Raw genomic sequence first — 23,541 nt, 5'->3', positions numbered from 1 at the left:
GGCGGTTCGCGATCAGCGGATCAGGCTGAGGAACTCGCTGCGGGTGGCGGCGTTCTCGCGGAACTCGCCGAGCATCACCGAGGTGACCATCGAGGAGTTCTGCTTCTCGACACCGCGCATCATCATGCACATGTGCTTGGCTTCGATCACCACGGCCACGCCCAGCGCGCCAGTGACCTGCTGCACAGCCTCGGCGATCTGCCGCGACATGTTTTCCTGGATCTGCAGGCGCCGGGCATACATGTCGACGATGCGCGCGACCTTGGACAGGCCCAGCACCTTGCCATTGGGGATGTAGGCGACGTGGGCCTTGCCGATGAAGGGCAGCAGGTGGTGCTCGCACAGCGAGTAGAGCTCGATGTCCTTGACCAGCACCATCTCGCTGTTGTCGGAGCTGAACAGGGCGCCGTTGACGATCTCCTCCAGCGTCTGCTGGTAGCCGCGGCAAAGATACTGCATGGCCTTGGCGGCACGCTTGGGCGTGTCGACCAGACCTTCGCGGGTGACGTCCTCACCGAGCTGGCTGAGGATCGCGGAGTAGTTTTGTTCCAGGGACATGATCTACCTGTGGCAATGACAAAAATAAAAACCGTGGCGCAGGGTAGGGCGCGCGGCCCCCTCTGGCAAGCGCCTGCTGCCGGTTGGCGCGTTATGGCTGATGGTTTGGTGCCATGCGCTGCACCTGGATTACCGTGCCGGATTTATTCGTCGCGACCTTCGAGCATGGTGCGTCGCAGCATCACGTAGATCGCTCCGGTACCGCCGTGGCGTGGCAAGCAGGAGGCAAAGCCGAGCACCTGCGGATGCTGGCGCAGCCAGGTGTTCACGTGGCTCTTCACCATCGGGCTGCGGCCATCGACGCGTGCGGCCTTGCCATGGGTGACGCGGACGCAGCGGATCTCGAAGCGAGTGGCTTCGGCGATGAAGTCCCAGAGGGTTTCGCGGGCCGTCTCGATCTTCATGCCGTGCAGGTCGAGGCTGCCCTCGAAGGCGATCTGGCCGGCCTTGAGCTTGCGGATCTGGCCTTCCTGGACACCATCGCGAGCCCAGTAGAGTTCGTCTTCGGGGCCGACGTCGATGACGAACTGGTCGGACAGACCGTCCACCCGGATGTTCTCGGTGCGCACAGTCGCGTTCTGCCGCAGCTCCTTGAGCTGCTTGCGGTCGGCCTTGGGTTTGCCGGTGTCGGCCTGGTCCACGGTGATGCGCTTGACGCCGCGCATTTCGCGGGCGAACTGGGAAAAATCGTCGTCTTGCATGCGCACCTCCTCGAAGAGCCGCGCAGTCTAACGGATCGTGCCGGTCCTACGGAAATTCGCCCAGGAAATCAGTTGCGGCGCTTCATCAGTCGCGGCGACAGGCTCAGGCCGTCGCGGCCACGGGCACGGCGGCGGGCGGCGCGCCAGAAGGTGACGCCCAGCCAGAGACATAACAGGCCGATGACCAGCAGCACGGCGCCAGCGCCCGGTTCGATGTGCAGCACGCCCACCGCGGGCTGGCGGCGGAGCAGGGCGGCGACGCCGGCCATGCTGGACAGGATGCCGAAGGTGGCGATCACCGCGGCAATCGCGGCGGCGAAGCGCCAGCGCCAGCGGCCCGGACGTTTCGGGCGCAGGCTGGGTGGATCGAACTTCTCGGTCATCTTCATCCCGACTTCCTCATCTGTTGAACGAGGCTATGACCGGTGGGGAGGGGTGGGGTTCCAACCCCAGGGTCGGGAAGCGCGGCGAACCCGCTGGGTGAGCGGGTTCGCGGGCTTTCGCGCCTAAACTGAGCCTAACCCCTGGCGCTTGTCGCTGCCGCCCGTCGGGACGAATGGCTTCAGACCAGCGCCTGGGCCTGTGCGACCACGGCGGCGAAGTTGTCGCCCAGGGCGGCGATTTCCGCACGGTGCAGGTCGCGGGCGGCGAGCACGCCACCTTCGGGAGTGGGAATGTCGCGGGTGGCGCAGGCTGCGTCCACCAGGGTGCAGCGATAACCGTAGTCCTTGGCGGCGCGGACGGTGGTGCTGATGCTGGAGTGGGTCATGAACCCGCAGACGATCAGGTCCAGGCGACCGCTGGCCTGCAGGCGGTCATGCAGGTCGGTGCCGGCGAAGGCGTTGGGCAGGCGCTTGTCCACCACCACCTCGCCCGGCAGCGGGGCCAGCTCCGGCAGGAATCGGCCGCGCGGGCCCTGCGGGTCGAGCAGGCCACCGACCACGCCCAGGTGATGCACATGGACGATGGGAGTGCCCATGTTCCGGGCCGTCTCCAGCAGCAGGCGAATCTGCGCCACCGCCGCGTCCAGGTCAGGCAGGGCGAGCACGCCGCTGCGGTATTCCTCCTGGGCGTCGATGATCAACAGAGTGCTCTGGCGCAGGGTGGCCGGCGGATATCCGCGCCCACTGATCTGCAGCATGCTGAGCGGATGGGACATGTCTGGACTCCTGTAAATGCATGTTCACTCATTGTGGGCCGTAACGCGTCCGCTGTGAATCTTTGCGAACTCGCGCCAAAGTGGTAATGGCATTCTTTGACGGAACCGCCCGGAGGCGCCCCAGAGCCCCCACGTTCCGCTAGAATGCGCCACTTTTTGCGAGCTGCGAGGACTGCTGCCGTGACCGAATCCCGTTTGCTGACCCTGCGTGACCACATCCGCTGGGCCGTCAGCCGCTTCCACGCCGAGGAACTGTTCTTTGGCCACGGTACCGACAACGCCTGGGACGAAGCCCGCCAGCTGGTGCTGGGCGCGCTGCACCTGCCCTGGGAAATGGCCGATGCCTACCTGGACTGCCGCCTGGAGGACAAGGAGCGCGAGTACCTGATGCACCTGTTGCGCCGGCGTATCGAGGAGCGCGTGCCCACCGCCTACCTGCTGGGCGAAGCCTGGTTCTGCGGCATGCCTTTCGTGGTGGATGAGCGCGTGCTGGTGCCGCGTTCGCCCATCGCCGAGCTGATCGAACGCCGCTTCGAGCCCTGGCTCGCGGCCGACCCCGCGCGAATCCTCGACCTGTGCACCGGCTCGGGCTGTATCGGCATCGCCTGTGCCAGCGCCTTCCCAGACTCCGAGGTGGTGCTGGGCGACCTGTCGTTCGACGCCCTGGAAGTGGCCAACATCAACATCGAGCGCCACGAGCTCGGCGAGCGCGTCTACACCGTGCAGGGCGATGGTTTCGAAGGCCTGCCGGGCCAGCGTTTCGACCTGATCGTGTCGAACCCGCCCTATGTCGATGCCGAAGACTTCGCCGACATGCCGGCCGAGTACCACCACGAGCCCGAGCTGGGCCTGGCCTGCGGCAACGACGGCCTGGACCTGGTGCGGCGCATGCTGGCCGAGGCCGGGGACCACCTGACCGAGCGCGGCACGCTGGTGGTGGAAGTGGGCAACAGCCAGGTGCACGTGGCGGCGCTTTATCCGGAAGTGGACTTCACCTGGCTGGACTTCGAGTACGGCGGCCATGGCGTGTTCCTGCTCTCGGCGCAGCAGTGCCGCGAACACCAGGCGCTGTTCAAGTCCCGCGTAAACGCCTGAATCCGAACCTGTAGGAGCGAGCTTGCTCGCGAACAGGGCTCACCAGTCGCGACGAGGCTGGGCGGTTCGCGAGCAAGCTCGCTCCTACAAAAAGCGGCTTCGGGTGGGTTCAGCGCGATCGCTCGACGGCCTCGCCGATGCGTCGGCGGGGCGCAATGGCTCAATGCGTGGCGATCCAGATCAGCAACCCCGCCTGGAACACGGCGAACACCGTCAGGCAGGCAATGGTGAAGCGCAGGCTGGTGTCGTCGCGGCGGAAGGTCTCGATGCGCTGTTCCAGCCGGCGGATTTCGTTGGACTGGGTGGCGAGGTTCTGGTCGGCCTGTTCCAGCATGGAGCCGGCCTCCAGCAGCGGGAGTATCTGCACCTTCTCCTTGTGCCAGTCGTCATACAGCTCGCTGACCCGGCCGACGCTGTAGCGCGCCTTCAGCAGCCGCGAATCTTCGTAGATCACGTCGAAGCCCTGGGCGCGCAGGAAGTGGTCGCGGCGTTGCCGGGCCTCTTCGTTGGGTGCGTCCTTCATCGCCAGCGCGCCGCCCTCGACGCGGTAGTGCGACCACTTCTTTTTCGCCCAGGCCACTCCCTGGGCCAGCAGGAAGCGCCCGAGGCCGCGGTTCAGCGGATCGGTGGCAAAGCCTGAATCGGCGCCAAAGCGCACTTCCTTGTTGCGGTGGTCCGCCCAGACCTCCAGCAGGTTCACTTCCTTGCGCAGCACCTGGCCGGGCACCTGAACGGTCAGGCGCAGCAGGCTCTGCTCGGCGTTGTGGCGTTCCACCCGGCCCAGCTGGACGAAGCGCAGCGGGCGCGCGCCGGTAGTGCGGTCGGTGGGCAGCGGCGCCAGGCGCAGCAGGCGATAGTGTTCCGGCGCCAGCTCGGCCCACGGGTGCGGGCGGGCGGCGGCCTCGTCGGCGGCGACGGCGGTCTGTTCGGCTTCGGTCATGGGGATCTACCTCGGGGCCTGGTGGGCGTGACCAGGGCTCTCCCGTGGTTTATCGACGCAGCGGCGGATTTCTTGAGACGTTCGCTCCAGATTCCGCCAGCGTGCCTCCAGGCAGGGTCTGCGCCTGCCGGATGAACGCCGTGACGCGCTGCACCAGCTCGCGGGCCAGCGGCAGGTTGGGGTTGTTGTAGGAGGCGAGTTGCTGCGGACCGCTGGTCGGAACGATGCGCAGGATGTGGTTCATCCCCGAGATCAGGTGGAAGTCGCTGTCGGGCTTGGCGCGCTTGAGCGCCTGGGCATCCTCGACACCCACCTGGATGTCGTTGGTGCCTTGAAGGATCAGGGTGGGCAGCTTGAGCGCGGCGAAGGCGTGGGCGGGGTCCTGGCGGAACAGCGAAATCAGGTACGGCTGCACGCTGGGACGGAACAGCACTTTCAGCGGCTCCGGCACCCTGGGCTGCAATTGCCCGGCCTGCAGGCCGTCGATCAGTTGGTCGGCTTGCGCCAGCAGGGGCGGGGGCAGGCGGCCCTGCAACTGCTCGCGCAGGACTTCGCCGATCGGGCGGGCGCTGCCGGCCAGGGAAATCAGGGCCTCGGCGTGGGTTTGCGGCGCGGCGAGGCTGGCGATCAGCGCGCCTTCGCTGTGGCCGATGAGAATCTGCCGGCCGAAGCGCGGGTCGTGGGCCAGCTTGTCGCTCCAGGCCACCACGTCGCGGACGTAGGCCTCGACGCTGAGTTCTTCCTCGCGCGGCGCCGCGGGCAGGCTGCGGGCCACGCCGCGCTTGTCGTAGCGCACGCTGGCGATGCCATTCTCCGCCAGCGCCTCGGCCAGTTTGCGCAGGTAGGCGTTCTGCCCGCCCTCGGGGTTGTTGCCGTCGCGGTCGGTGGGGCCGGAGCCGGCGATCAGCAGGGCCACCGGTGGTGGACTGTCAGTCTGCGGCAGCAGCATCGTGCCGCCCAGCACACCGTGACCTGTGTCCAGGTCATAGGGGCGTTGCAGGATGCTGGTGGGGGCTGCCTGGGCAAAGGAAGAAATGAGCAGGAAGTAGAACAGGGCGAGACGGCGCATCGATGACTTCACGATGGGGCTGATGGCGCTTTGATCCTCGCGGGCCGCGAAGGTTCGCAGGGCGGATTGACGCAGGTATACTGCTCGGCCTTTTCGAATCCCAGTCTTTTCGCGGAGCCTCGCATGTCCGGCAACACCTACGGCAAGCTGTTCACCGTCACCACCGCTGGCGAAAGCCACGGCCCGGCGCTGGTCGCCATCGTCGACGGCTGCCCGCCCGGCCTGGAGATTTCCCTGGAAGACCTGCAGCGCGACCTGGACCGCCGCAAGCCCGGCACCAGTCGCCACACCACCCAGCGGCAGGAAGCCGACGAGGTGGAAATTCTCTCCGGCGTGTTCGAGGGCAAGACCACCGGCACCCCGATCGGCCTGCTTATCCGCAATACCGACCAGAAGTCCAAGGACTACTCGGCGATCAAGGACCTGTTCCGCCCGGCCCACGCCGACTACACCTACCACCACAAGTACGGTGTGCGCGACTACCGTGGCGGCGGCCGCTCCTCGGCGCGCGAGACCGCCATGCGCGTGGCCGCCGGCGCCATCGCCAAGAAGGTGCTGGCAGGCATGGGCATCCGCGTGCGCGGCTACATGAGCCAGCTCGGCCCGATCGAAATCCCCTTCAAGACCTGGGACAGCGTCGAAGAGAACGCCTTCTTCAGCCCCGACCCGGACAAGGTCCCGGAGCTGGAGGCCTACATGGACCAGCTGCGCCGTGACCAGGATTCGGTCGGCGCGAAGATCACCGTGGTCGCCGAAGGCGTGCCGCCGGGCCTGGGCGAGCCGATCTTCGACCGCCTGGATGCCGAACTGGCCCACGCGCTGATGAGCATCAATGCGGTGAAGGGCGTAGAGATCGGCGCCGGCTTCGCCAGCGTCGCCCAGCGCGGGACCGAGCACCGCGACGAGCTGACCCCGGAAGGCTTCCTGTCGAACAATGCCGGCGGCATCCTCGGCGGCATCTCCTCCGGCCAGCCGATCGTCGCCCACCTGGCGCTCAAGCCGACCTCCAGCATCACCACCCCCGGCCGTTCCATCGACGTGAACGGCAACCCGGTGGACGTGATCACCAAGGGCCGCCACGACCCGTGCGTGGGCATCCGCGCGACCCCCATCGCCGAGGCGATGATGGCCATCGTGCTGCTCGACCATCTGCTGCGTCATCGCGCGCAGAATGCCGACGTGAAGGTCGGCACTCCGGTCCTCGGTCAGCTCTGATCGACCTGAACCTTCCGCGGGCCAACCGGTTCGCGGAAGGTTCGTCGCGCCGCCGATGACGCAGGTCCCTTACTGGCGGTTGTCCAGTTTCTACTTCTTCTACTTCTGCCTGCTGGGCGGGACGGCGCCGTTCCTCGCGCTGTATTTCCATCACCTGGGCTTCTCCAGCGCGCGCATCGGCGAGCTGGTCGCCATCCCCATGCTGATGCGCTGCGTGGCGCCGAACCTGTGGGGGTGGCTGGGCGACCGCAGCGGCCAGCGGCTGGCCATCGTGCGCTTTGGCGCGGTGTGCACGGCGCTGTGCTTCGCCGGCATATTCCTCGGCCACAGCTATGCCTGGCTGGCGCTGATCATGGCCGGGCACGCGTTCTTCTGGCACGCGGTGCTGCCTCAGTTCGAAGTGATCACCCTGGCGCACCTGAGTGGGCGCACCGAGAGCTACAGCCGCATCCGCCTGTGGGGTTCCATAGGCTTCATCTGCACCGTGGTCGGTCTGGGCAGATTGTTCGAGTTTGCCAGCCTGGACGCCTATCCGCTGGCGTTGCTGGCGATCATGCTCGGCATCGTCGGGGCCAGCTGGTGGGTGCCGAACGCCCAGCCGCCGGCGCGGCAGGACGAAGCCAGCGCCGGTGGCTTCCGTCAGCAACTGCTCAAGCCCGGCGTGCTCGCGTTTTATCTCTGCGTGTGCCTGATGCAGCTGTCCCACGGCCCGTACTACACCTTCCTGACCCTGCACCTGGAAGCGCTCGGCTATGCCCGTGGCCTGATCGGCCAGCTCTGGGCGCTGGGCGTGGTGGCCGAGGTGCTGCTGTTCCTGGTCATGCCGCGCCTGCTCAAGCGTTTTTCCCTGCGCCAGGTGCTGGTGGCGAGCTTCCTGCTGGCGGCCTTGCGCTGGCTGCTGCTGGGCACGCTGGCCGGGCACCTGTCGGTATTGCTGTTCGCCCAGTTGCTGCACGCGGCAACCTTCGGCAGCTTCCACGCCGCCGCTATCCATTTCGTCCAGCGCAGCTTCCAGGCGCGCCAGCAGGGCCAGGGCCAGGCGCTCTACGCCGCGCTGGCGGGGACCGGCGGCGCGCTGGGCGCGCTTTACTCCGGCTACAGCTGGGGTAGCCTTGGCCCGGCCTGGACCTTCTCCATCGCCAGCCTTGCCGCGCTGGCCGCCGCCTTCATCATCTGGACCCGTCTGAACGAGGACCCGCATGAACGACACCCGTGAACAGCTGACCCGGCAGATCATCGACGCCGGCCGCTTCCTCTATGGCCGCGGCTGGTCGCCGGCCACCAGCAGCAACTACTCGGCGCGCCTGGCGGCCGCCCGCGCGCTGCTCACCGTCTCCGGCAAGCACAAGGGCCAGCTTGGCGAGGACGACGTGCTGGAAACGGATCTTTCCGGCAACAGCCTGGAGCCCGGCAAGAAGCCTTCGGCGGAAACCCTGCTGCACACCCAGCTCTACGCCTGGCGCGCGGAGATCGGTGCGGTGCTGCACACCCATTCGGTCAACGCTACCGTGCTGTCGCGCCTGACCGCCGGCGACCGCCTGGAGCTGGAGGACTACGAGCTACAGAAGGCCTTCAGCGGCGTCACCACCCACGAAGGCCGCGTGACCGTGCCGATCTTCGACAACGACCAGGACATCGCGCGCCTGGCCGCCCAGGTACAGCCCTGGCTCGATGCGCATCCGGACTGCCCCGGTTACCTGATCCGCGGCCACGGCCTGTACACTTGGGGCCCACGCATGGCCGATGCCCTGCGCCAGATCGAAGCCTTCGAATTCCTCTTCGAATGCGAACTGAAAGTACTGAGCCTTCGCGGCGGCACGCGCTGAGCGAATCCGGCCCGCTTTTGCGGAAACAGCCCAGAAGGATAACGACCATGAGCAGCCTGACCGTCTATCACGAATCCAACCCCGAGCAGCCACTGAAGCTGCTGACCCATGCCGAGGACATCGCCTCCACCCTGGGCGAGCTGGGCGTGCGCTTCCAGCGCTGGGCGGCCAACGCCCCCATCGTCCCCGGCGCCAGCCAGGAAGAAGTGATCGCTGCCTACCAGCACGAGATTCGCCGCCTGCAGGAAGAAGAGGGCTACGTCACCGTCGACGTCGTCAGCCTCACCGCCGACCATCCGCAGAAGGACGAGTTGCGCGCCAAGTTCCTCGACGAGCACCGCCACGGGGAGGACGAGGTGCGCTTCTTCGTCGCCGGCCGAGGGCTGTTCACCCTGCACATTGAGGATCACGTCTATGCCGTGCAGTGCGAGAAGAACGACCTGATCTCGGTTCCCGCCGGAACTCGCCACTGGTTCGACATGGGCGAGCGCCCGCACTTCGTCGCCATCCGTCTGTTCAACAACGCCGAGGGCTGGGTTGCGAAGTTCACCGGTGACGAGATCGCCAAGCGGTTTCCGTTGCTGGAAGACTGAAACTATTGCGCGAGCGTGTTCGCGTCCAAGTATCGTCGTTACCTGAACCACCCTCTCCCTAACCCTAGCTACGCGCCCCGCTCCGAAGGGAGAGGGGACTGGTCGGTGCCGGCTGACACTCTGGCTTCAATTGGCACATACGGCTCCCTCTCCCTTCAGGGAGAGGGAGGGGGTGAGGGGGCTCTTGCACGAGCCGTTCAGCTTTCCTGGAGTTCCCATGACAATCAAGGTCATCCTCACTGACATCGAAGGCACCACCAGCGCAGTCAGCTTCGTCTTCGACGTGCTCTTCCCCTATGCCGCCGCGCACCTGCCGGACTACGTGCGCGAGCACGCCGCCGAGCCCGCCGTAGCCGAGCAGCTGGCTGCTGTGCGCGCCGACAGCGGCGAGGCGAACGCCGACACCGACCGCTGCATCGAAATCCTCCTCGGCTGGATCGCCGAAGACCGCAAGGCCACGCCACTCAAAGCGTTGCAGGGCATGGTCTGGGAGCAGGGCTACCGCGCCGGTCAACTCAAGGGCCACGTCTACCCGGACGCTGTCGACGCGCTGCGCCAGTGGCACGCCGAGGGCTACCAGCTGTACGTCTATTCCTCCGGCTCGATCCAGGCGCAGAAGCTGATCTTCGGCTGCTCCGAGGCCGGCGACCTGTCGCCGCTGTTCTCCGGCTACTTCGACACCACCAGCGGGCCCAAGCGCGAGGCTGATTCCTACCAGCGCATCGCCGCTGCCATCGGCCTGCCGGGCGAGGAAATCCTCTTCCTGTCCGACGTGGTCCAGGAGCTGGACGCCGCGCAGCTGGCCGGCCTGCAGACTATCGGCCTGGCCCGCGAGGGCGGTGTGTTGGAAGGCCACGACACCGTGGCCAGCTTTGCGGTGATCGACCCGGCGCGGGTCTGAGCGCCACTGTTGGCTTACGCCCGTGCCGTTGCGGCGCGGGCGGCTATGCTGATCAGGCCGACAATCGCATAGAGGGATCTTCTATATGGGTTCGACCCTGAGTGGCCTGATCAGCCTGATCATCTTTGCCCTGGATATCTGGGCGATCATCAACGTGGTGAAAAGCAACGCCGAGATGTCGATGAAGATCATCTGGATTCTGGTGATCGTCATCCTGCCGGTGCTGGGCCTGATTATCTGGGCGGTAGCGGGGCCGCGGGGGAATGTGAAGATCTAGTGCTCCCTGTAGGAGCGGGCCCTGCCCGCGATCCGCCGGCAGGGCCGGCGCCTCTTTCCGCCCCGATGTTGGTCCTGTATTGCTGCGTTAGCTTGGGTATTTCTGCGTCGCTTCGGCGTGCGCGCGGACTTCGTGTTTCGCCCCCCCTGGCGACCTACTTTGCCAAACGACGCAAAGTAGGCAAAGGTCTTGCCCCGGACATCCGGTTTTTCGCCTAGGCGGAAAATACCCTCGTTGAATCGAAGTTTCAGGGGCCCGCGTTGACGGGCCATCCCTGGCCAGACAACGCTCTCGCGACATCCATGTCGCTCAACCCCTGAAACTCCAATTCAACGAGGCCTCCTGAACGGGGCGTTCGGAGTGCGCGGGTATTTCTCTGGAATTCTTTCTGAGCCAGAGCCAGAGCCAGAGCGGTGTGCGGCTTTTCGTAGGAGCGAGCTTGCTCGCGAACCGCGTTGCTCCGGAGCCTCCATCAATCAAACCGATAATGCATCCGCACGCACCCCGGCTCGATGACCTTGGCCGACAGCAATGTCGGCGACACTCGCAGACCGGTCGCCGGAAACAGCGGGAAGCCGCCGCCGATGATCTCCGGCATCACGTAGACCTCCAGCTCATCCAGCGCCCCGCGCTCGAGGAAGGCCATTTGCAACTGGCCGCCGCCGAGCATCCACACGTCGCCATCCTCCTGCGCTCGCAGCTCCGCGACCAGCGCGTCGACATCGCTGCGGATTTCCAGCGGGCCCTTCGGGTCATCGATGGGGCGAGAAGTCACCACCAGCACGCGTTGTGCGCCGTAGGGCCAGGGGCCGGGATCGGCGGCGAGGAAGTCGTAGGTCGCACGGCCCATGACGACCACGCGAATGCGCTGGAGGAACAGGCTGTAGTCGTGTTCGCCCAGCTGCAGTTGGTCATGCTTGAACAGCCAGTCCAGCCCGTGTTCCGGGGTGGCAATGAAGCCGTCGAGGCTGCTGGCGATGTAGCCCAGAATCCTGGCCATGTGGGGGCTCCCTAGGTAAGCTTTGCACCAATATATAAATGAATGCTCATTTATAAAAGAGGTTGGCATGGCTCGAACCAAGACGGTAAGTGACGAAGCGATACTCGACGCCGCCATGGCGCTGATGCTGCGTGAAGGGCCGGAGGCGGTGACCTTCGCCGCTGTCGGCCGCGAGGTCGGGCTGTCCGCCGCGACGCTGGTGCAGCGATATGCAACCAAGGCCGAGTTTCTTCGTGCCGCGCTGCTGCGCGCCTGGGATCAACTGGATGAGCAGACCGCGTGCCTGGACGAGAGCGCCGAACTGAGCCCGGAAGGTGCTGTGCAGATGCTCGTGGCGATGTTCCCAGTGGGCGAGGGCGAGACGGATTACGCCGAAGGCCTGCTGATCCTGAGGGAAGACATGCGCGATCCGCTGCTGCGAGAGCGCGGTGCGCAGTGGGGCGCCACGTTGGCCAAGGCATTGGGGCGGCGATTGAGCGATGACCCGCTGAGGCAACCGGTACTCGGCCGGCTGATGGCCAGCCAATGGCAGGGCGCGCAGCTATGGTGGGCCTTCGAGCGCCAGGGCGACCCGGCCAGCGCCATCGGCGCAGAGTTGCGGTGCTGGTGCGAAGTCGTGCTGAAGGCGGAAAGAGTTGCGGGATAGGGCGCAGGGATAGAGACTCATCCGATGCATTACTGCCTGATCGAAACAGACCTCGGCTGGTTCGGGCTCGCCTGGAGCCCGCAAGGGATCACGCGCGCCTATCTGCCCGGCGACGCCGTGCACGGCGTGCGCGAGCGCTTCGACAAGCTCGGCAGCGAAACTGCCCACTGGCCGGCGTTCATCGACGAGGCGCGCCAGCTGATCCTGGGGTATGCGCGGGGCGAGGCAGTGTCCTTCGGCAATCTGCCACTGGACCTTTCCGCGGTGAGCGGTTTTCACCGCCGGGTCTACGACGACATTCTCCAGCTGGGGCGCGGCGAAACCACGACCTACGGCGAGATCGCCCGGCGCCTGGGTGATGTCGGCTTGTCCCGCGCGGTGGGTCAGGCGATGGGCAACAATCCGATCCCGCTGATCATCCCGTGCCACCGTGTGCTCGCCAGTGGCGGCAAGACTGGCGGCTTCTCCGCGCCGGGCGGCAGTACGTCGAAGATGCGCATGCTGGCGCTGGAAGGTTACGTGGACCCGCAGGCAGCGCAGACCGCTTTCGATTTCTAGCTAGGCCCTTTCCAGCGCTCCTTCCAGGCGCAACAACAGCTCCTTGCGCGGCAGGCCGCCGGCATAACCGGTGAGGCTGCCGTTGCTGCCGATCACTCGGTGGCAGGGGACGATGATGCTGATCGGGTTGGCACCGTTGGCCGCACCCACTGCGCGGATTGCCGTGGGCCGGCCGATGCGCCGCGCGAGTTCCGCATAGACGGTGGTGTAGCCGTACGGAATCTCCACCAGTGCCTGCCAGACCTGGCGCTGGAACTCGGTGCCGCCTGTATTGAGGCGCACATCGAAACGCTGGCGCTTGCCGGCGAAATATTCGTCCAGCTGTCGCGCCACTTCGTCCAGCAACGGGCTGCCCTGTTGCCAGTGCGGTTCGGGATAGTGGCGCGTCTCCAGGTCCATGTAGAGCATTCGCAGGCCGCCCTCGTCGCCGGCCAGCAGCAGGCGGCCGGTGGGGCTGTCGTGGTAGCGGTAGTGCATGGTCATCCTCCGGTGCGGCCGGCTTGGGAATAGGCGTGCCACAGATAGACGGCGGCGTAGGCGCGCCAGGGGCGCCAGGCTTCGGCGCGGCGTTGCAGTTCGCGGGCGGTGATGCCGTCGGCGCCCCATACCGGCGACTTGAGCAGGCCCAGGTCGGCGGCGGGGAAGGCGTCCGGATCGCCGAAGGCGCGCAGGGCGACGTACTCGGCGGTCCAGGGGCCGATGCCGGGGAGGGCGCAGAGGCGTTTCACCAGGTCCTCGGCGCCGTCGTCCACGTGCAGCGCCAGCGCGCCGCTGGCGCAGGCGGCGGAGAAGCGCTGCAAAGTCTCCACCCGTTTGCCCGGCATGCCGATACCGGCGAGGTCGGCTTCGGCCAGGGCCTCGGGCGTCGGGAACAGGCGGGTTGGCTGGCCTTCGACTTCTCCGGGCAACGTCTCGCCCAGACGCTGCACCAGCCGCCCGACGATGGTCACCGCGGCTTTCACCGTGACCTGCTGGCCGACGATGGCGCGCACGGCCTGTTCGAACGGGTCGAACGCGGTGGGCAGGCGCAGGCCGGGGGCTTGCAGTAGGAGCGGGCCGAGGACGGCATCTTCGCCCAGGTGCCCGGCGATAGGCGCGGGGTCGCTGTCCAGGTCGAACATCTTGCGCACCCGAGCCGTCAGCGCCTCGGCGTGACGGGTCGGCAGGTGCAGCTCCAGTTCCAGCTCGGCGCAGTCATCCAGCGGCGTAACGCTGAACCAGCCGCTGTCCGCGCCCAGCCGGACGCTGCGGGCGTAACGCCGGGGCGACAGGCATTCGACTCCGGCCAGGCTGCGCAGGGCGAAGTGCTCGTGGAACTGCTGCCAGTCCCAGGGGGCCCGGTAGGGCAGGCGGATGCTGCGGGAGTCGGTGGCTGTGTTGTTCATGCGGCGACCTTACCTGTTGCGCGGCGGGCTGTCCTCCCGCGCCTGACTTTCAAACTGTCGCGCTCAGGCTGTTTATATGGAAGGCGCCGACAGCAGGGTTCGACCTGTCATCTTCCGGCACGTAGAATGCGCGCCTCTTTCGGGGCGGCCCGGCCGTCCCCTCCTTGTGTCTTGTCCCGACGGGAGCCCACTGCATGCACGATTACCAGGAAACCCTCTACGACGGCTATGGCCAGCGTTTCAGCGTCGACAGGATGCTCCACGAGGTGCGCACCGAGCACCAGCACCTGGTGATCTTCGAGAATGCCCGCATGGGCCGGGTGATGGCGCTGGACGGCGTGATCCAGACCACCGAGGCCGACGAGTTCATCTACCACGAGATGCTCACCCACGTGCCGATCCTCGCCCATGGCGCGGCCAAGCGCGTGCTGATCATCGGTGGCGGCGACGGTGGCATGCTGCGCGAGGTGTCGAAGCACGCCAGCGTCGAACACATCACCATGGTCGAGATTGACGGCACCGTGGTCGACATGTGCAAGGAATTCCTGCCGAACCATTCCCAGGGGGCCTTCGACGATGCGCGCCTGAACCTGGTGATCGACGACGGCATGCGCTTCGTCGCCACCACCGCGGAGAAGTTCGACGTGATCATCTCCGACTCCACCGACCCGATCGGTCCGGGCGAAGTGCTGTTCTCGGAGAACTTCTACCAGGCCTGCCACCGCTGCCTGAACGAAGGCGGCGTGCTGGTGACGCAGAACGGCACGCCGTTCATGCAACTGGACACCGTGCGCAACACCGCCGGCCGCATGAACGGCCTGTTCGCCGACTGGCACTTCTACCAGGCGGCCGTGCCGACCTACATCGGCGGCTCGATGACCTTCGCCTGGGGTTCGACCAACCCGGCGCTGCGCAAGGTCGACGCCGCTGCCCTGGCCCAGCGCTTCGCTGCCAGCGGTATCCAGACCCGCTACTACAACCCTGCCATCCACCAGGGCGCCTTTGCCCTGCCGCAGTACGTGCTGCAGGCCATCGGCAAGCCGGCCAACGACTGATCCACTGCTGCCCGCTGCGCCCCTGCGCGGCGGGTGGGGGGGCGGCAGTTATCCGCCGGGCGGAACACTTTCTTCACATGCTGCCCGGCACTATGCCCGCCGTCAGGCGGTCCCACCTCCGCCTGTTCACGCTTGCATCATCTCGAAACGAATCAGCGGCTAGGGTTAAGGTCCGCTTAAGGCGCGCACAATAGAATGCGGCGCCGCTGCTTTTGCGGTGTAATGCCGCAGCCTTTCGCGCTCGCGCGGGCAGCCGTTCTGCCCGGCCATGGCGACGCTCCTTCGAACCCGAACGTTCATAACGGAACCAAGAAATGGGCCAATCAGAAGTCCTGACCAACCGCCAGACCGGTGCGAGCCTTACGCGGCCGACCGTGTCCAGCCACCTGGCATTCACCGCACTAAGCGTCGTTACGCTGATGGTGATGTACTCGCTGCTGCGCCTTGCGCTGTTCATCTACAACCGCGAGCTGATCGGCACCACGCCGGCGTCCACCTTCGTCGAAGCCTTCCTCACCGGCATGCGCTTCGACATCCGCGCGGTGGTCTACATAGTCGCGCCGCTGGTGTTCGCCGTGGTCAGCGTACGCGCCATGGGTTGGCGTTGGTTGTGGAAGACCTGGCTGACTATTGCCGCGAGCATCACGCTGTTCCTCGGTGTGCTGGAGATGGACTTCTACCGTGAGTTCCACCAGCGCCTGAACAGCCTGGTGTTCCAGTACATGTCCGAAGACCCGAAGACGGTCATGAGCATGATCTGGTACGGCTACCCGGTGGTCCGCTACCTGCTGGCCTGGGCCATCGCCACCTGGCTGCTGTACATGCTCTTCCGCGGGATCGACCGCGCCACCCGCCCGGCCGTCAACGGCCCTTCGGCTGCCGCCTGGTATATCCGCGTCGCCGTGCTGCTGGTGCTGATCGTGCTGTGTGTCGTCGCTGCCCGCGGCACTCTGCGCCAGGGCCCGCCGCTGCGCTGGGGCGATGCCTTCACCACCGACTCGCAGTTCGCCAACCAGCTCGGCCTGAACGGCACCCTGAGCCTGATCAAGGCTGCCGAGAGCCGCTTCTCCGAAGACCGCGACAACATCTGGAAATCCACCCTGCCCCAGGACCAGGCCCTGGCCACCGTGCGCAAGATGCTGGTGATGCCGGACGACAAGCTGGTCGACGCCGATGACGCACCGGTTCGCCGCGACTACACGCCGCCGGCCGATGGCACTCTGCCGGTGAAGAACGTCGTGGTGATCCTGATGGAAAGCTTCGCCGGTCACTACGTTGGTGCGCTGGGCGCTCCAGGCAACATCACACCGTACTTCGACAAGCTGGCGAAGGAAGGGCTGCTGTTCACCCAGTACTTCTCCAACGGCACCCATACCCACCAGGGCATGTTCGCCACCATGGCGTGCTTCCCTAACCTGCCGGGCTTCGAGTACCTGATGCAGACGCCCGAAGGTGGCCACAAGTTCTCCGGCCTGCCGCAGCTGCTGTCGGCGCGCAAGTTCGAGGATGTTTACGTCTACAACGGCGATTTCGCCTGGGACAACCAGTCGGGCTTCTTTGCCAACCAGGGCATGACCTCGTTCATCGGTCGTAATGACTTCGTCAACCCCGTGTTCTCCGACCCGACCTGGGGCGTGTCCGACCAGGATATGTTCTCCCGCGGTAACGAGGAACTGGACAAGCTGCACGCTACCGGCAAGCCGTTCTATGCGCTGCTGCAGACCCTGTCCAACCACGTTCCCTACGCGCTGCCCAAGGACCTGCCGGTACAGCCGGTGACCGGCTATGGCAGCCTGGACGAGCACCTGACCGCGATGCGCTACTCCGACTGGTCTCTGGGACAGTTCTTCGAGAAGGCCAAGAAGTCTCCGTACTACAAGGACACCATCTTTGTGGTCGTCGGCGACCACGGCTTCGGTACTCCCGAGCAGCTGACCGAGATGGACCTGTTCCGCTTCAACGTACCGCTGCTGGTCATCGCCCCCGGCATCCAGGAGAAGTTCGGCGCTACCCGCGACACCGTCGGCACCCAGATCGACATCGTGCCGACCATCATGGGCCGCCTGGGCGGCGAAGCGCGTCACCAATGCTGGGGCCGGGACCTGCTGAACCTGCCTGAGGGCGACAAGGGCTTCGGCATGATCAAGCCGTCGGGTAGTGGCCAGGACGTGGCGCTGGTTTACGGCAACCGCATCCTGATCAAGCCTAAGGAAGGCGACATCCGAGTCTATGACTACAAGCTGGGTAAGGACTTCGGCGCGACTCGTATCGAGAACACGCCGGAGCAGTCGGAGATGAAGACTCGTCTGGAATCCTTCATCCAGACCGCCACCCAGGCCCTGCTGGACAACAAGACCGGTGTTGTCGACGGCAAACCTGACGTGAAGTGATCGAGCGGTAAGCGAAAAAGGGGCCTTCGGGCCCCTTTTTCTTTGGCATTTCGTAGACGTGAGCGTGCTCGCGAAGAACTTTGGCGACAGTGCCACGGTGTGGTTCGCGAGCAAGCTCGCTCCTGCAGGGGAAGCAGCTTGCCAAAGCCTTGGCGTGGGAATAGATAAGCGGACACGCGGCAAGAAGAAGTTATAAAGTAAGACGATATCGATCTAATGAATTATAAGAAAACTCGTTATCCTGCCGCCCACACCACGAGGTGATCAGTTTTCGTCAGGACGCGTAGATGGATGTTGGCAATATCGGTTTCGTAATCGCGGGTCTTGTCGTTGGCTTTATCGTTGGAATGACTGGTGTCGGCGGCGGTTCGCTGATGACGCCGATTCTCCTCTGGTTCGGTATCAATCCCGCTGCCGCAGTGGGCACCGACCTGCTCTATGCCGCCATCACCAAGTCCGGCGGCGTCCTGGTTCACCGCAACAACGACAACATCGACTGGCGCATCACCGGCTGGCTGGCCTTGGGCAGTGTCCCGGCGGCGGCGCTGACGCTGCTGTTCCTGCACAGCCTGCACACCGATACCGCGGCGATGAACGCCGTGATCAAAAACGCCCTGGGCGTCGTGCTGCTGCTCACCGCGCTGGCGGTGCTGTTCAAGAAGCAGGTGCTGGCCTTCGCCCAGCGCCATGCCGGCGACAGCTTCCACTTCAGCGGCTCGAAGCTGAACACCCTGACCGTGATCACCGGCGCCATCCTCGGCGCGATGGTCGCGTTGACCTCTATCGGCGCTGGTGCGCTGGGCACCGTGGCGCTGTTCATCCTCTATCCCTTCCTCGCCACCCGCCGCCTGGTAGGGACCGAGATCGCCCACGCCGTACCGCTCACCCTGGTCGCCGGCCTCGGCCACGCCAGCATGGGCAACATGGACTGGGGCCTGCTGGGCTACCTGCTGATTGGCTCGCTGCCGGGCATCTACGTCGGCAGCCACCTGGCTGGGCGTATTCCGGACGGCATCCTGCGGCCGTGCCTGGCGGTGATGTTGGCAATGATCGGCTACAAGCTGGTCTTCTAAGCGCTCGTTTGCCCTGCGTTCAGTTGCGGCGGAAACGCCCCGGAGTCACGCCTTTCCAGCGGCGGAAGGCGTGGATGAAGTTCGACACCTCGCCATAGCCGAGCCGCTCAGCAATCTCTTCCAGACGAATCGCTCCGGTGGCCAGTAATTCCTCGGCCAGCGCCTGGCGCACCTCGTCCAGCAAAGTGCGATAACTGCTGCCCTCGGCTTCCAGCCGGCGGCGCAGCGTGCGCGACGTCATGTGCAGTTCGTCCGCCAGTTGTTCCATGTCCGGCAGCCGCCCCGGCGTGCCCAGCAGCCGATCACGGATCTGCCCGGACAGCCCTGTGCGCACCTGGCGCCTGGCGAGCAGGGCGCGGCACTGTTCCTCGCAGCGGCGCGCCACCTCAGGATTGGCGCCGGGCAGCGGCATTTCGAGGATGTGGCTGTCGAAGACGATGCGGTTCTCTGCCTGGCCAAAGAGTGGCGTTACGCCCAGTTCGTCGATGTAGGGCTGCAGGTCGGCCGGTGCCTCGCGGCGAAACAGCGCCTGGCGGATCGGCGGCGGCTGGTTGGTCAGGTCGCGCTGGATGCGCAGCACGCCGCCGCCGTCGCGGTCGATGAGAAAGTCGCGCAGGTCCTCCGGCACCGCTGCATCGTCCAACACCAGATGCGCCTCGCCGTCGTGCTCCTCCAGCGTCATGCGGTGGAAGGCGTAGGTCAGGTCGAGGTAGCGCAGGCCCAGGTGCGCCGCGCTGAGGAAGGTCGAGCTGCTGAGCAGGGCGAAGCCCCAGATGCCGTACGTATTCAGGTGATAGCGCAGACCGGCCTTGAGGCCGATGCCGGGGCGCTGGCCGATCTGCCGGTTGATGTTGCGCAGCAGCTCCAGTTCCTGCGCGGCTTCCACCTCGGCGCCGGGGTCGGCGAGCACGCCGATATCCAGGCCGGTGCCGTCCAGGCACTGTTCCAACGTCATGCCATGGTCGAGGCCGAACTGGGTCATTAGCTGCACGCTGATGGCGCTGCGCCTGGATGACCAGGCTGGAGTGGCAGGCATCGGGACCTCGGCTTTCAAGTGACCGAAAATCAGGGGTGACCGAAAGTCACAATTTTATGTCCGACTATGCCATAACCCGCCGTAGGAAGTCGCACTAGGATGTTGTCATCCGCCGCCGTGCGGACTTCGAAACCGGGAGCACAACAATGACAACACCTTCCCGTCGATCGGCCGCCCCGCGCGTGCTGATCATCGGTGCCGGCTTCGCCGGCCTGGGCCTGGCGATCCGCCTGCAGCAAGCGGGTATCCAGGACTTCCTGATCCTCGAAAAGGCCGCCGACGTCGGTGGCTGCTGGCGTGAGAACGTCTATCCGGGCGCCGCCTGCGACGTGCCTTCGCACCTGTATTCGTTCTCCTTCGAACCCAAGGCCGACTGGTCGCGTAAGTTCGCGCCACAGGCGGAAATCCTCGACTACGCGCGGCACTGCGCGGACAAGTACCGCTTGCGCGAGCACATCCGCTTCAACTGCGAAGTGCGCGAGGCGAGCTTCGACGAAGCGGTCGGCGAGTGGCGGGCAATCTGCGCCGATGGCGAGGAGCTGCGCGCCCAGTCGCTGGTCTGCGCCCTTGGCCAACTGAGCCGCCCGCTGATCCCGAAGCTGCCGGGCATCGAATGCTTCCAGGGCAAGGCGTTCCACTCCGCGCAGTGGGACCACGGCACGCCGCTGGAGGGCAAGCGCGTCGCGGTGGTTGGCACCGGCGCCAGCGCCATCCAGTTCGTCCCGCAGATCGCTCCGAAGGTGGCCGAGTTGCTGCTGTTCCAGCGCAGCGCCGCCTACGTGATTCCCAAGCCGGACCGCCTCTACGCCGACTGGGAGCGCCGTATCAAGGCGCGCCTGCCCTGGCTGCAGCGTCTGGACCGCGGCCTGAAGTACATCCAGCACGAGGCACGCGCTCTAGCCTTCACCGTGTTTCCGCCGATGATGAAAATCATGCGGATCAGCTTCCACCTGCACATGCGCAAGAGCATCAGCGATCCGCAACTGCGCGCGCGGCTGGAGCCCGATTACCCCATGGGCTGCAAGCGCATACTGATCAGCAACGACTATTACCCGGCGCTGGCGCGCAGCAACGTGAAGCTGGTGGACGCCGGTATCCGCGAGGTCACCGAGGACGCCATCGTCACCCGTGACGGTGTGCGGCATCCGGTGGACACGATTATCTACGGCACCGGTTTCGCCGCCACCGAGTTCCTCGCACCGATGCGCATCACCGGCCTGGGCGGGCGCGAGCTGAACCAGGCCTGGAGCGATGGCGCGGAGGCCTACAAGGGCATCAGCGTCAGCGGCTTCCCCAACTTCTTCATCCTCTACGGGCCGAACACCAACCTGGGGCACAACTCCATCATCTACATGCTGGAGAGCCAGTTCCCCTACGTGCTCAGTTGCCTGCAGCGGATCCAGCACGACGGCCTGAAGTACCTGGACCTCAAGGCGCCAGCGCAACAGGGCTTCAACCGCCAGTTGCAGCACGACCTGCAGCACACCATCTGGGAGCGCGGCTGCAGCAGCTGGTACAAGACCGCCAGCGGACGCAACACCGTGAACTGGCCGGGCTTCACCTTCCGTTACCGCCAACAGACCCGTCAGCCGGAGTTCGCCGACTATGACTGCATCCGTTGAACCGCAACTGCCGCAATCGACCCGCCAGAAGCTGCTGACGGCCACTCTGCGCGGCGCGCTCAACCTGCTGTTCCGCGGGCTGATGGGCCCGCAGTTGCCGGTGAAGGCGCAGCGCGCCCTGCTGCGCGGGCTGACGGCCGCCACGCTGACGCCGCGAGGTGTGTACCGGGAGCAGACGACGCTGGGTGGCGTTCCCGCCGAAGTCTGGCGACCGGAAGGCGTGGGCGAGGGCCGGGTGATTCTCTATCTGCACGGCGGCGCCTACCTGATCGGCTCGCCGGCCACGCACCGGGCAATCACCGCCAACCTGGCGCGGCGCTGCAAGGCCGAGGTCTGGGTGCTCGACTACCGTCTCGCCCCCGAATACCGTTTCCCCGCACAGCGTGACGACGCCGTGGCGGCCTACCGCGCTCTGCTGGACAAGGACATTTCCGCACCAGGCATTGCGGTGGCGGGGGATTCCGCCGGCGGCCACCTGACTCTGCAACTGGCCTTGGAGGCCAAGGCGCAGGGCTTACCGGCGCCGGGCGCGCTGGTGACCTTCTCGCCGGTGACCGATCTCTCCAACGAGCACCTGCACGCTCCAGCGGCGGGCGACCCGTTGATCACCCGCGCCTGGATGGACAGCGCCATGCAGATGTTCTGCCCGCCGGGCGTGCCCCGCGCGGACGCCCAGCTGTCGCCGCTGCACGCCGATCTCAGCGGCCTGCCGCCGCTGCTGATCCAGGTTGGCGAGGACGAGGTGCTGCGCAATGACAGCCTGCGCTTCGCCGATGCCGCGCGGCGCTATGGCAATACGGTGCAATTGCAGCGCTTCCCCGGATGCTGGCATGTGTTCCAGGCTCATGCCGGGCTGCTGGACGTAGCCGACCGTGCGTTGCAAGACGTTGCCAAATTCCTCGCCGGGCACTTGCGGGCCGGCAATCCGCAAGGAACGCCTCTATGAACACCATCCTGATCAGCGGAGCGGCCTCGGGCATCGGTGCCGCCACTGCAAAACTGTTCCACCAGCGCGGCTGGCGCGTAGGCTTGATCGATCTCAATCCCGAACCGCTGGCGGCTCTGGCTGCCGAACTAGGCGGCGCCTGGCAGCGTGCGCTGGATGTCACCGACGCCGAGGCAGTGACGGCGGCGGTGCGCGAGTTCGCCGAAACCAACGGCGGCCACCTCCGCCTGCTGTTCAACTGCGCGGGCATCCTGCGCTTTGGGCGCTTCGAGGACATCAGCCTCGCGGAGCACAACCGCATCATTGCCATCAATGTGCAGGGCGTACTCAATTGCTGCTATGCCGCGCTGCCGTTCCTCAAGCGCACGAAGGGCGCGCAGGTGCTGAACATGGGGTCCGCGTCCGGGCTCTACGGTGTGCCGCTGATGGCCAGTTACTCGGCGTCGAAGTTCGCCGTGCGCGGGCTGACCGAGGCGCTGGAGCTGGAATGGCGCGAGCTGGGAATCCGCGTCGCCGACCTGATGCCGCCCTTCGTGCGCACGCCGATGGTTGCCAGCCAGACCGTCGAGCCGCCGGTGTTGCGTCGCCTCGGCGTTACCCTGGTGGCCGAAGATATCGCCAAGGCCGCGTGGCGGCAGGCCCAGAGCGGCGGTGTGCATCGGCCGATAGGTGCGATGTTCCGCGCGATGTACTGGTCCGGACAGTTGTCGCCACCGGCGATCAACCGCTGGGTCATGGCCTGGCTCAGCCGCGCCTGAGTAGACTGCAGGGGCGGCGAAGGAGGCCGTCCCATGCAGCAGAACCCTGAACCTCAGCCATCGGCCTGGCAGCGCGTGCTGCAGGACATCACCTCGCCCTTCGACCGCATCAGCGAGATGACCTACGGGGTGATCATGACCCTGACCATCATCTCGGTGATTTCCGCCGCCAGTGCAGGGGCGAGCCGGCAGGACCTGATCGTCGCCGCGCTGGGCTGCAACCTGGCCTGGGGCCTGGTGGATGCGCTGATGCTGCTGGTACGCCTGCGGGTCGAGCGGGTGCACCAGCACAGCCGGCTGCGTGCCCTGCGCGGTACTTCCAGCGATATCGATTTCCGCGAGGGGCTCGACGAGTTCCTGCCACCGCGACTGGTGGCCGCGCTGCAACCCGACGAAGTCTGGCGGCTGCGCCAGCGCCTGATGCGCTCCGAACTGGGCACCGGGCAACTGCGTCATGGTGGTGCCGAGGTCTGGCTGGCGGCTTTGCTGATCGTGCTGCTGGTCACCGGTATCACCCTGCCGCTGATCCTCCCGCTATGGCTGGTGCCGGACGACCGGCTGGCGCTGCGCGTGGCCCAGGGCATCGGCGTCGCCATGCTGTTTGGCCTGGGCTGGTTGCTCAGTCGTTGGTCAGGTGACTCGCCTTGGCCGGGTGCACTCGGCTTCATGGCGCTGGGTATCGCCATGACCGGCTTGTGCATCGCGCTGGGTGGCTAGCGGCGATGGATTGGGGTATCG

Annotated in this window: 26 protein-coding genes; 16 read left to right on the top strand and 10 right to left on the bottom strand. The window is 66.0% G+C overall.

Going from position 1 to position 23,541, the window contains the following annotated elements:
- Positions 1 to 12: 12 nt before the first annotated feature.
- The 4 genes from folE to IB274_RS19435 form a co-directional block, all read right to left on the bottom strand.
- Positions 13 to 558, bottom strand: a complete 546-nt coding sequence (gene folE / locus IB274_RS19450) for a GTP cyclohydrolase I FolE (RefSeq protein WP_024765420.1) — start codon at positions 556 to 558, stop codon at positions 13 to 15.
- Between the two features lie 143 nt (positions 559 to 701).
- A complete protein-coding gene (locus IB274_RS19445; RefSeq protein WP_081520635.1) occupies positions 702 to 1,259 on the bottom strand; it encodes a Smr/MutS family protein in 558 nt (185 codons plus the stop codon).
- Positions 1,260 to 1,327: 68 nt separating this feature from the next.
- Positions 1,328 to 1,648 (bottom strand): hypothetical protein, encoded by a 321-nt coding sequence (locus tag IB274_RS19440; protein ID WP_151186520.1) that lies wholly within the window; start codon positions 1,646 to 1,648, stop codon positions 1,328 to 1,330.
- A gap of 173 nt (positions 1,649 to 1,821) precedes the next feature.
- Positions 1,822 to 2,418 (bottom strand): cysteine hydrolase family protein, encoded by a 597-nt coding sequence (locus IB274_RS19435; protein ID WP_081520633.1) that lies wholly within the window; start codon positions 2,416 to 2,418, stop codon positions 1,822 to 1,824.
- A gap of 180 nt (positions 2,419 to 2,598) precedes the next feature.
- On the opposite strand from IB274_RS19435, the gene prmB reads away from it, so the two are divergent.
- Complete coding sequence (gene prmB, locus IB274_RS19430) at positions 2,599 to 3,513, top strand: 50S ribosomal protein L3 N(5)-glutamine methyltransferase (RefSeq protein ID WP_192433848.1); 915 nt, start codon at positions 2,599 to 2,601, stop codon at positions 3,511 to 3,513.
- A 160-nt stretch (positions 3,514 to 3,673) separates the two neighbouring features.
- On the opposite strand, the gene IB274_RS19425 is transcribed toward prmB, so the two are convergent.
- On the bottom strand, positions 3,674 to 4,453 hold the full coding sequence (locus IB274_RS19425; RefSeq protein ID WP_192433846.1) for a hypothetical protein: 780 nt from the start codon (positions 4,451 to 4,453) through the stop codon (positions 3,674 to 3,676).
- 49 nt (positions 4,454 to 4,502) lie between these two features.
- On the bottom strand, positions 4,503 to 5,522 hold the full coding sequence (locus IB274_RS19420) for an alpha/beta hydrolase (protein ID WP_192433844.1): 1,020 nt from the start codon (positions 5,520 to 5,522) through the stop codon (positions 4,503 to 4,505).
- A 123-nt stretch (positions 5,523 to 5,645) separates the two neighbouring features.
- Here IB274_RS19420 and aroC point away from each other — a divergent pair, with 123 nt between their 5' ends.
- The 6 genes from aroC (at position 5,646) to IB274_RS19390 (ending at position 10,334) form a co-directional block, all read left to right on the top strand.
- Entirely contained in the window at positions 5,646 to 6,737 is a 1,092-nt protein-coding gene (gene aroC / locus IB274_RS19415) for a chorismate synthase (protein WP_192433842.1), read from the top strand.
- A 55-nt stretch (positions 6,738 to 6,792) separates the two neighbouring features.
- Positions 6,793 to 7,953, top strand: coding sequence for an MFS transporter (locus IB274_RS19410; protein WP_192433840.1), 1,161 nt, complete (start codon positions 6,793 to 6,795; stop codon positions 7,951 to 7,953).
- Positions 7,937 to 8,563 (top strand): methylthioribulose 1-phosphate dehydratase, encoded by a 627-nt coding sequence (locus IB274_RS19405; protein ID WP_192433838.1) that lies wholly within the window; start codon positions 7,937 to 7,939, stop codon positions 8,561 to 8,563. Before IB274_RS19410 ends, IB274_RS19405 begins: the two co-directional genes overlap by 17 nt.
- Before the next feature lie 47 nt (positions 8,564 to 8,610).
- Positions 8,611 to 9,156, top strand: a complete 546-nt coding sequence (locus IB274_RS19400; protein WP_024765430.1) for a 1,2-dihydroxy-3-keto-5-methylthiopentene dioxygenase — start codon at positions 8,611 to 8,613, stop codon at positions 9,154 to 9,156.
- Between the two features lie 217 nt (positions 9,157 to 9,373).
- The gene (mtnC, locus tag IB274_RS19395; RefSeq protein WP_192433836.1) at positions 9,374 to 10,057 is read left to right on the top strand and encodes an acireductone synthase; all 684 of its coding nucleotides are present in this window, start codon (positions 9,374 to 9,376) and stop codon (positions 10,055 to 10,057) included.
- Between the two features lie 85 nt (positions 10,058 to 10,142).
- Complete coding sequence (locus tag IB274_RS19390; RefSeq protein WP_045208647.1) at positions 10,143 to 10,334, top strand: PLDc N-terminal domain-containing protein; 192 nt, start codon at positions 10,143 to 10,145, stop codon at positions 10,332 to 10,334.
- A 472-nt stretch (positions 10,335 to 10,806) separates the two neighbouring features.
- On the opposite strand, the gene IB274_RS19385 is transcribed toward IB274_RS19390, so the two are convergent.
- Entirely contained in the window at positions 10,807 to 11,334 is a 528-nt protein-coding gene (locus tag IB274_RS19385) for a dihydrofolate reductase family protein (RefSeq protein WP_192433834.1), read from the bottom strand.
- Positions 11,335 to 11,401: 67 nt separating this feature from the next.
- Here IB274_RS19385 and IB274_RS19380 point away from each other — a divergent pair, with 67 nt between their 5' ends.
- Positions 11,402 to 11,980 carry a TetR/AcrR family transcriptional regulator gene (locus IB274_RS19380; RefSeq protein ID WP_192433832.1) on the top strand — a complete coding sequence of 193 codons (579 nt, stop codon included), beginning with the start codon at positions 11,402 to 11,404 and terminating at the stop codon, positions 11,978 to 11,980.
- 24 nt (positions 11,981 to 12,004) lie between these two features.
- Complete coding sequence (locus IB274_RS19375) at positions 12,005 to 12,538, top strand: methylated-DNA--[protein]-cysteine S-methyltransferase (RefSeq protein WP_192433830.1); 534 nt, start codon at positions 12,005 to 12,007, stop codon at positions 12,536 to 12,538.
- Here the strand turns inward: IB274_RS19375 and IB274_RS19370 are convergent, their stop codons facing one another.
- Together IB274_RS19370 and IB274_RS19365 are read right to left on the bottom strand one after the other, a co-directional pair.
- Positions 12,539 to 13,015, bottom strand: a complete 477-nt coding sequence (locus IB274_RS19370; RefSeq protein ID WP_192433828.1) for a methylated-DNA--[protein]-cysteine S-methyltransferase — start codon at positions 13,013 to 13,015, stop codon at positions 12,539 to 12,541.
- 2 nt (positions 13,016 to 13,017) lie between these two features.
- Positions 13,018 to 13,923, bottom strand: a complete 906-nt coding sequence (locus tag IB274_RS19365; protein ID WP_192433826.1) for a DNA-3-methyladenine glycosylase family protein — start codon at positions 13,921 to 13,923, stop codon at positions 13,018 to 13,020.
- 194 nt (positions 13,924 to 14,117) lie between these two features.
- Here IB274_RS19365 and speE point away from each other — a divergent pair, with 194 nt between their 5' ends.
- The 3 genes from speE (at position 14,118) to IB274_RS19350 (ending at position 18,441) form a co-directional block, all read left to right on the top strand.
- On the top strand, positions 14,118 to 14,978 hold the full coding sequence (gene speE / locus IB274_RS19360; protein ID WP_192433824.1) for a polyamine aminopropyltransferase: 861 nt from the start codon (positions 14,118 to 14,120) through the stop codon (positions 14,976 to 14,978).
- 314 nt (positions 14,979 to 15,292) lie between these two features.
- A complete protein-coding gene (locus IB274_RS19355; protein WP_192433822.1) occupies positions 15,293 to 17,368 on the top strand; it encodes an LTA synthase family protein in 2,076 nt (691 codons plus the stop codon).
- Positions 17,369 to 17,655: 287 nt separating this feature from the next.
- A complete protein-coding gene (locus tag IB274_RS19350) occupies positions 17,656 to 18,441 on the top strand; it encodes a sulfite exporter TauE/SafE family protein (protein WP_192433820.1) in 786 nt (261 codons plus the stop codon).
- 19 nt (positions 18,442 to 18,460) lie between these two features.
- Here the strand turns inward: IB274_RS19350 and IB274_RS19345 are convergent, their stop codons facing one another.
- Positions 18,461 to 19,477, bottom strand: coding sequence for an AraC family transcriptional regulator (locus IB274_RS19345; RefSeq protein WP_192433818.1), 1,017 nt, complete (start codon positions 19,475 to 19,477; stop codon positions 18,461 to 18,463).
- A 146-nt stretch (positions 19,478 to 19,623) separates the two neighbouring features.
- Between IB274_RS19345 and IB274_RS19340 the strand changes: the two genes are divergently transcribed.
- Genes IB274_RS19340 through IB274_RS19325 form a run of 4 tightly spaced genes read left to right on the top strand, consistent with a single transcriptional unit; the run spans position 19,624 to position 23,520 of the window.
- Entirely contained in the window at positions 19,624 to 21,099 is a 1,476-nt protein-coding gene (locus tag IB274_RS19340) for a flavin-containing monooxygenase (protein ID WP_192433816.1), read from the top strand.
- Positions 21,083 to 22,045 (top strand): alpha/beta hydrolase, encoded by a 963-nt coding sequence (locus tag IB274_RS19335; protein ID WP_192433814.1) that lies wholly within the window; start codon positions 21,083 to 21,085, stop codon positions 22,043 to 22,045. Before IB274_RS19340 ends, IB274_RS19335 begins: the two co-directional genes overlap by 17 nt.
- A complete protein-coding gene (locus IB274_RS19330; protein WP_192433812.1) occupies positions 22,042 to 22,803 on the top strand; it encodes an SDR family oxidoreductase in 762 nt (253 codons plus the stop codon). Before IB274_RS19335 ends, IB274_RS19330 begins: the two co-directional genes overlap by 4 nt.
- A 33-nt stretch (positions 22,804 to 22,836) precedes the next feature.
- The gene (locus tag IB274_RS19325) at positions 22,837 to 23,520 is read left to right on the top strand and encodes a VIT1/CCC1 transporter family protein (RefSeq protein ID WP_192433810.1); all 684 of its coding nucleotides are present in this window, start codon (positions 22,837 to 22,839) and stop codon (positions 23,518 to 23,520) included.
- The last annotated feature ends 21 nt before the right edge of the window (positions 23,521 to 23,541 follow it).

It is taken from the genome of Pseudomonas sp. PDM18 (assembly GCF_014852585.1).
GTDB lineage: Bacteria > Pseudomonadota > Gammaproteobacteria > Pseudomonadales > Pseudomonadaceae > Pseudomonas.
The sequence above is the reverse complement of the archived record's forward strand: the minus strand, read 5'-3'. Positions and strand labels throughout refer to the sequence as shown.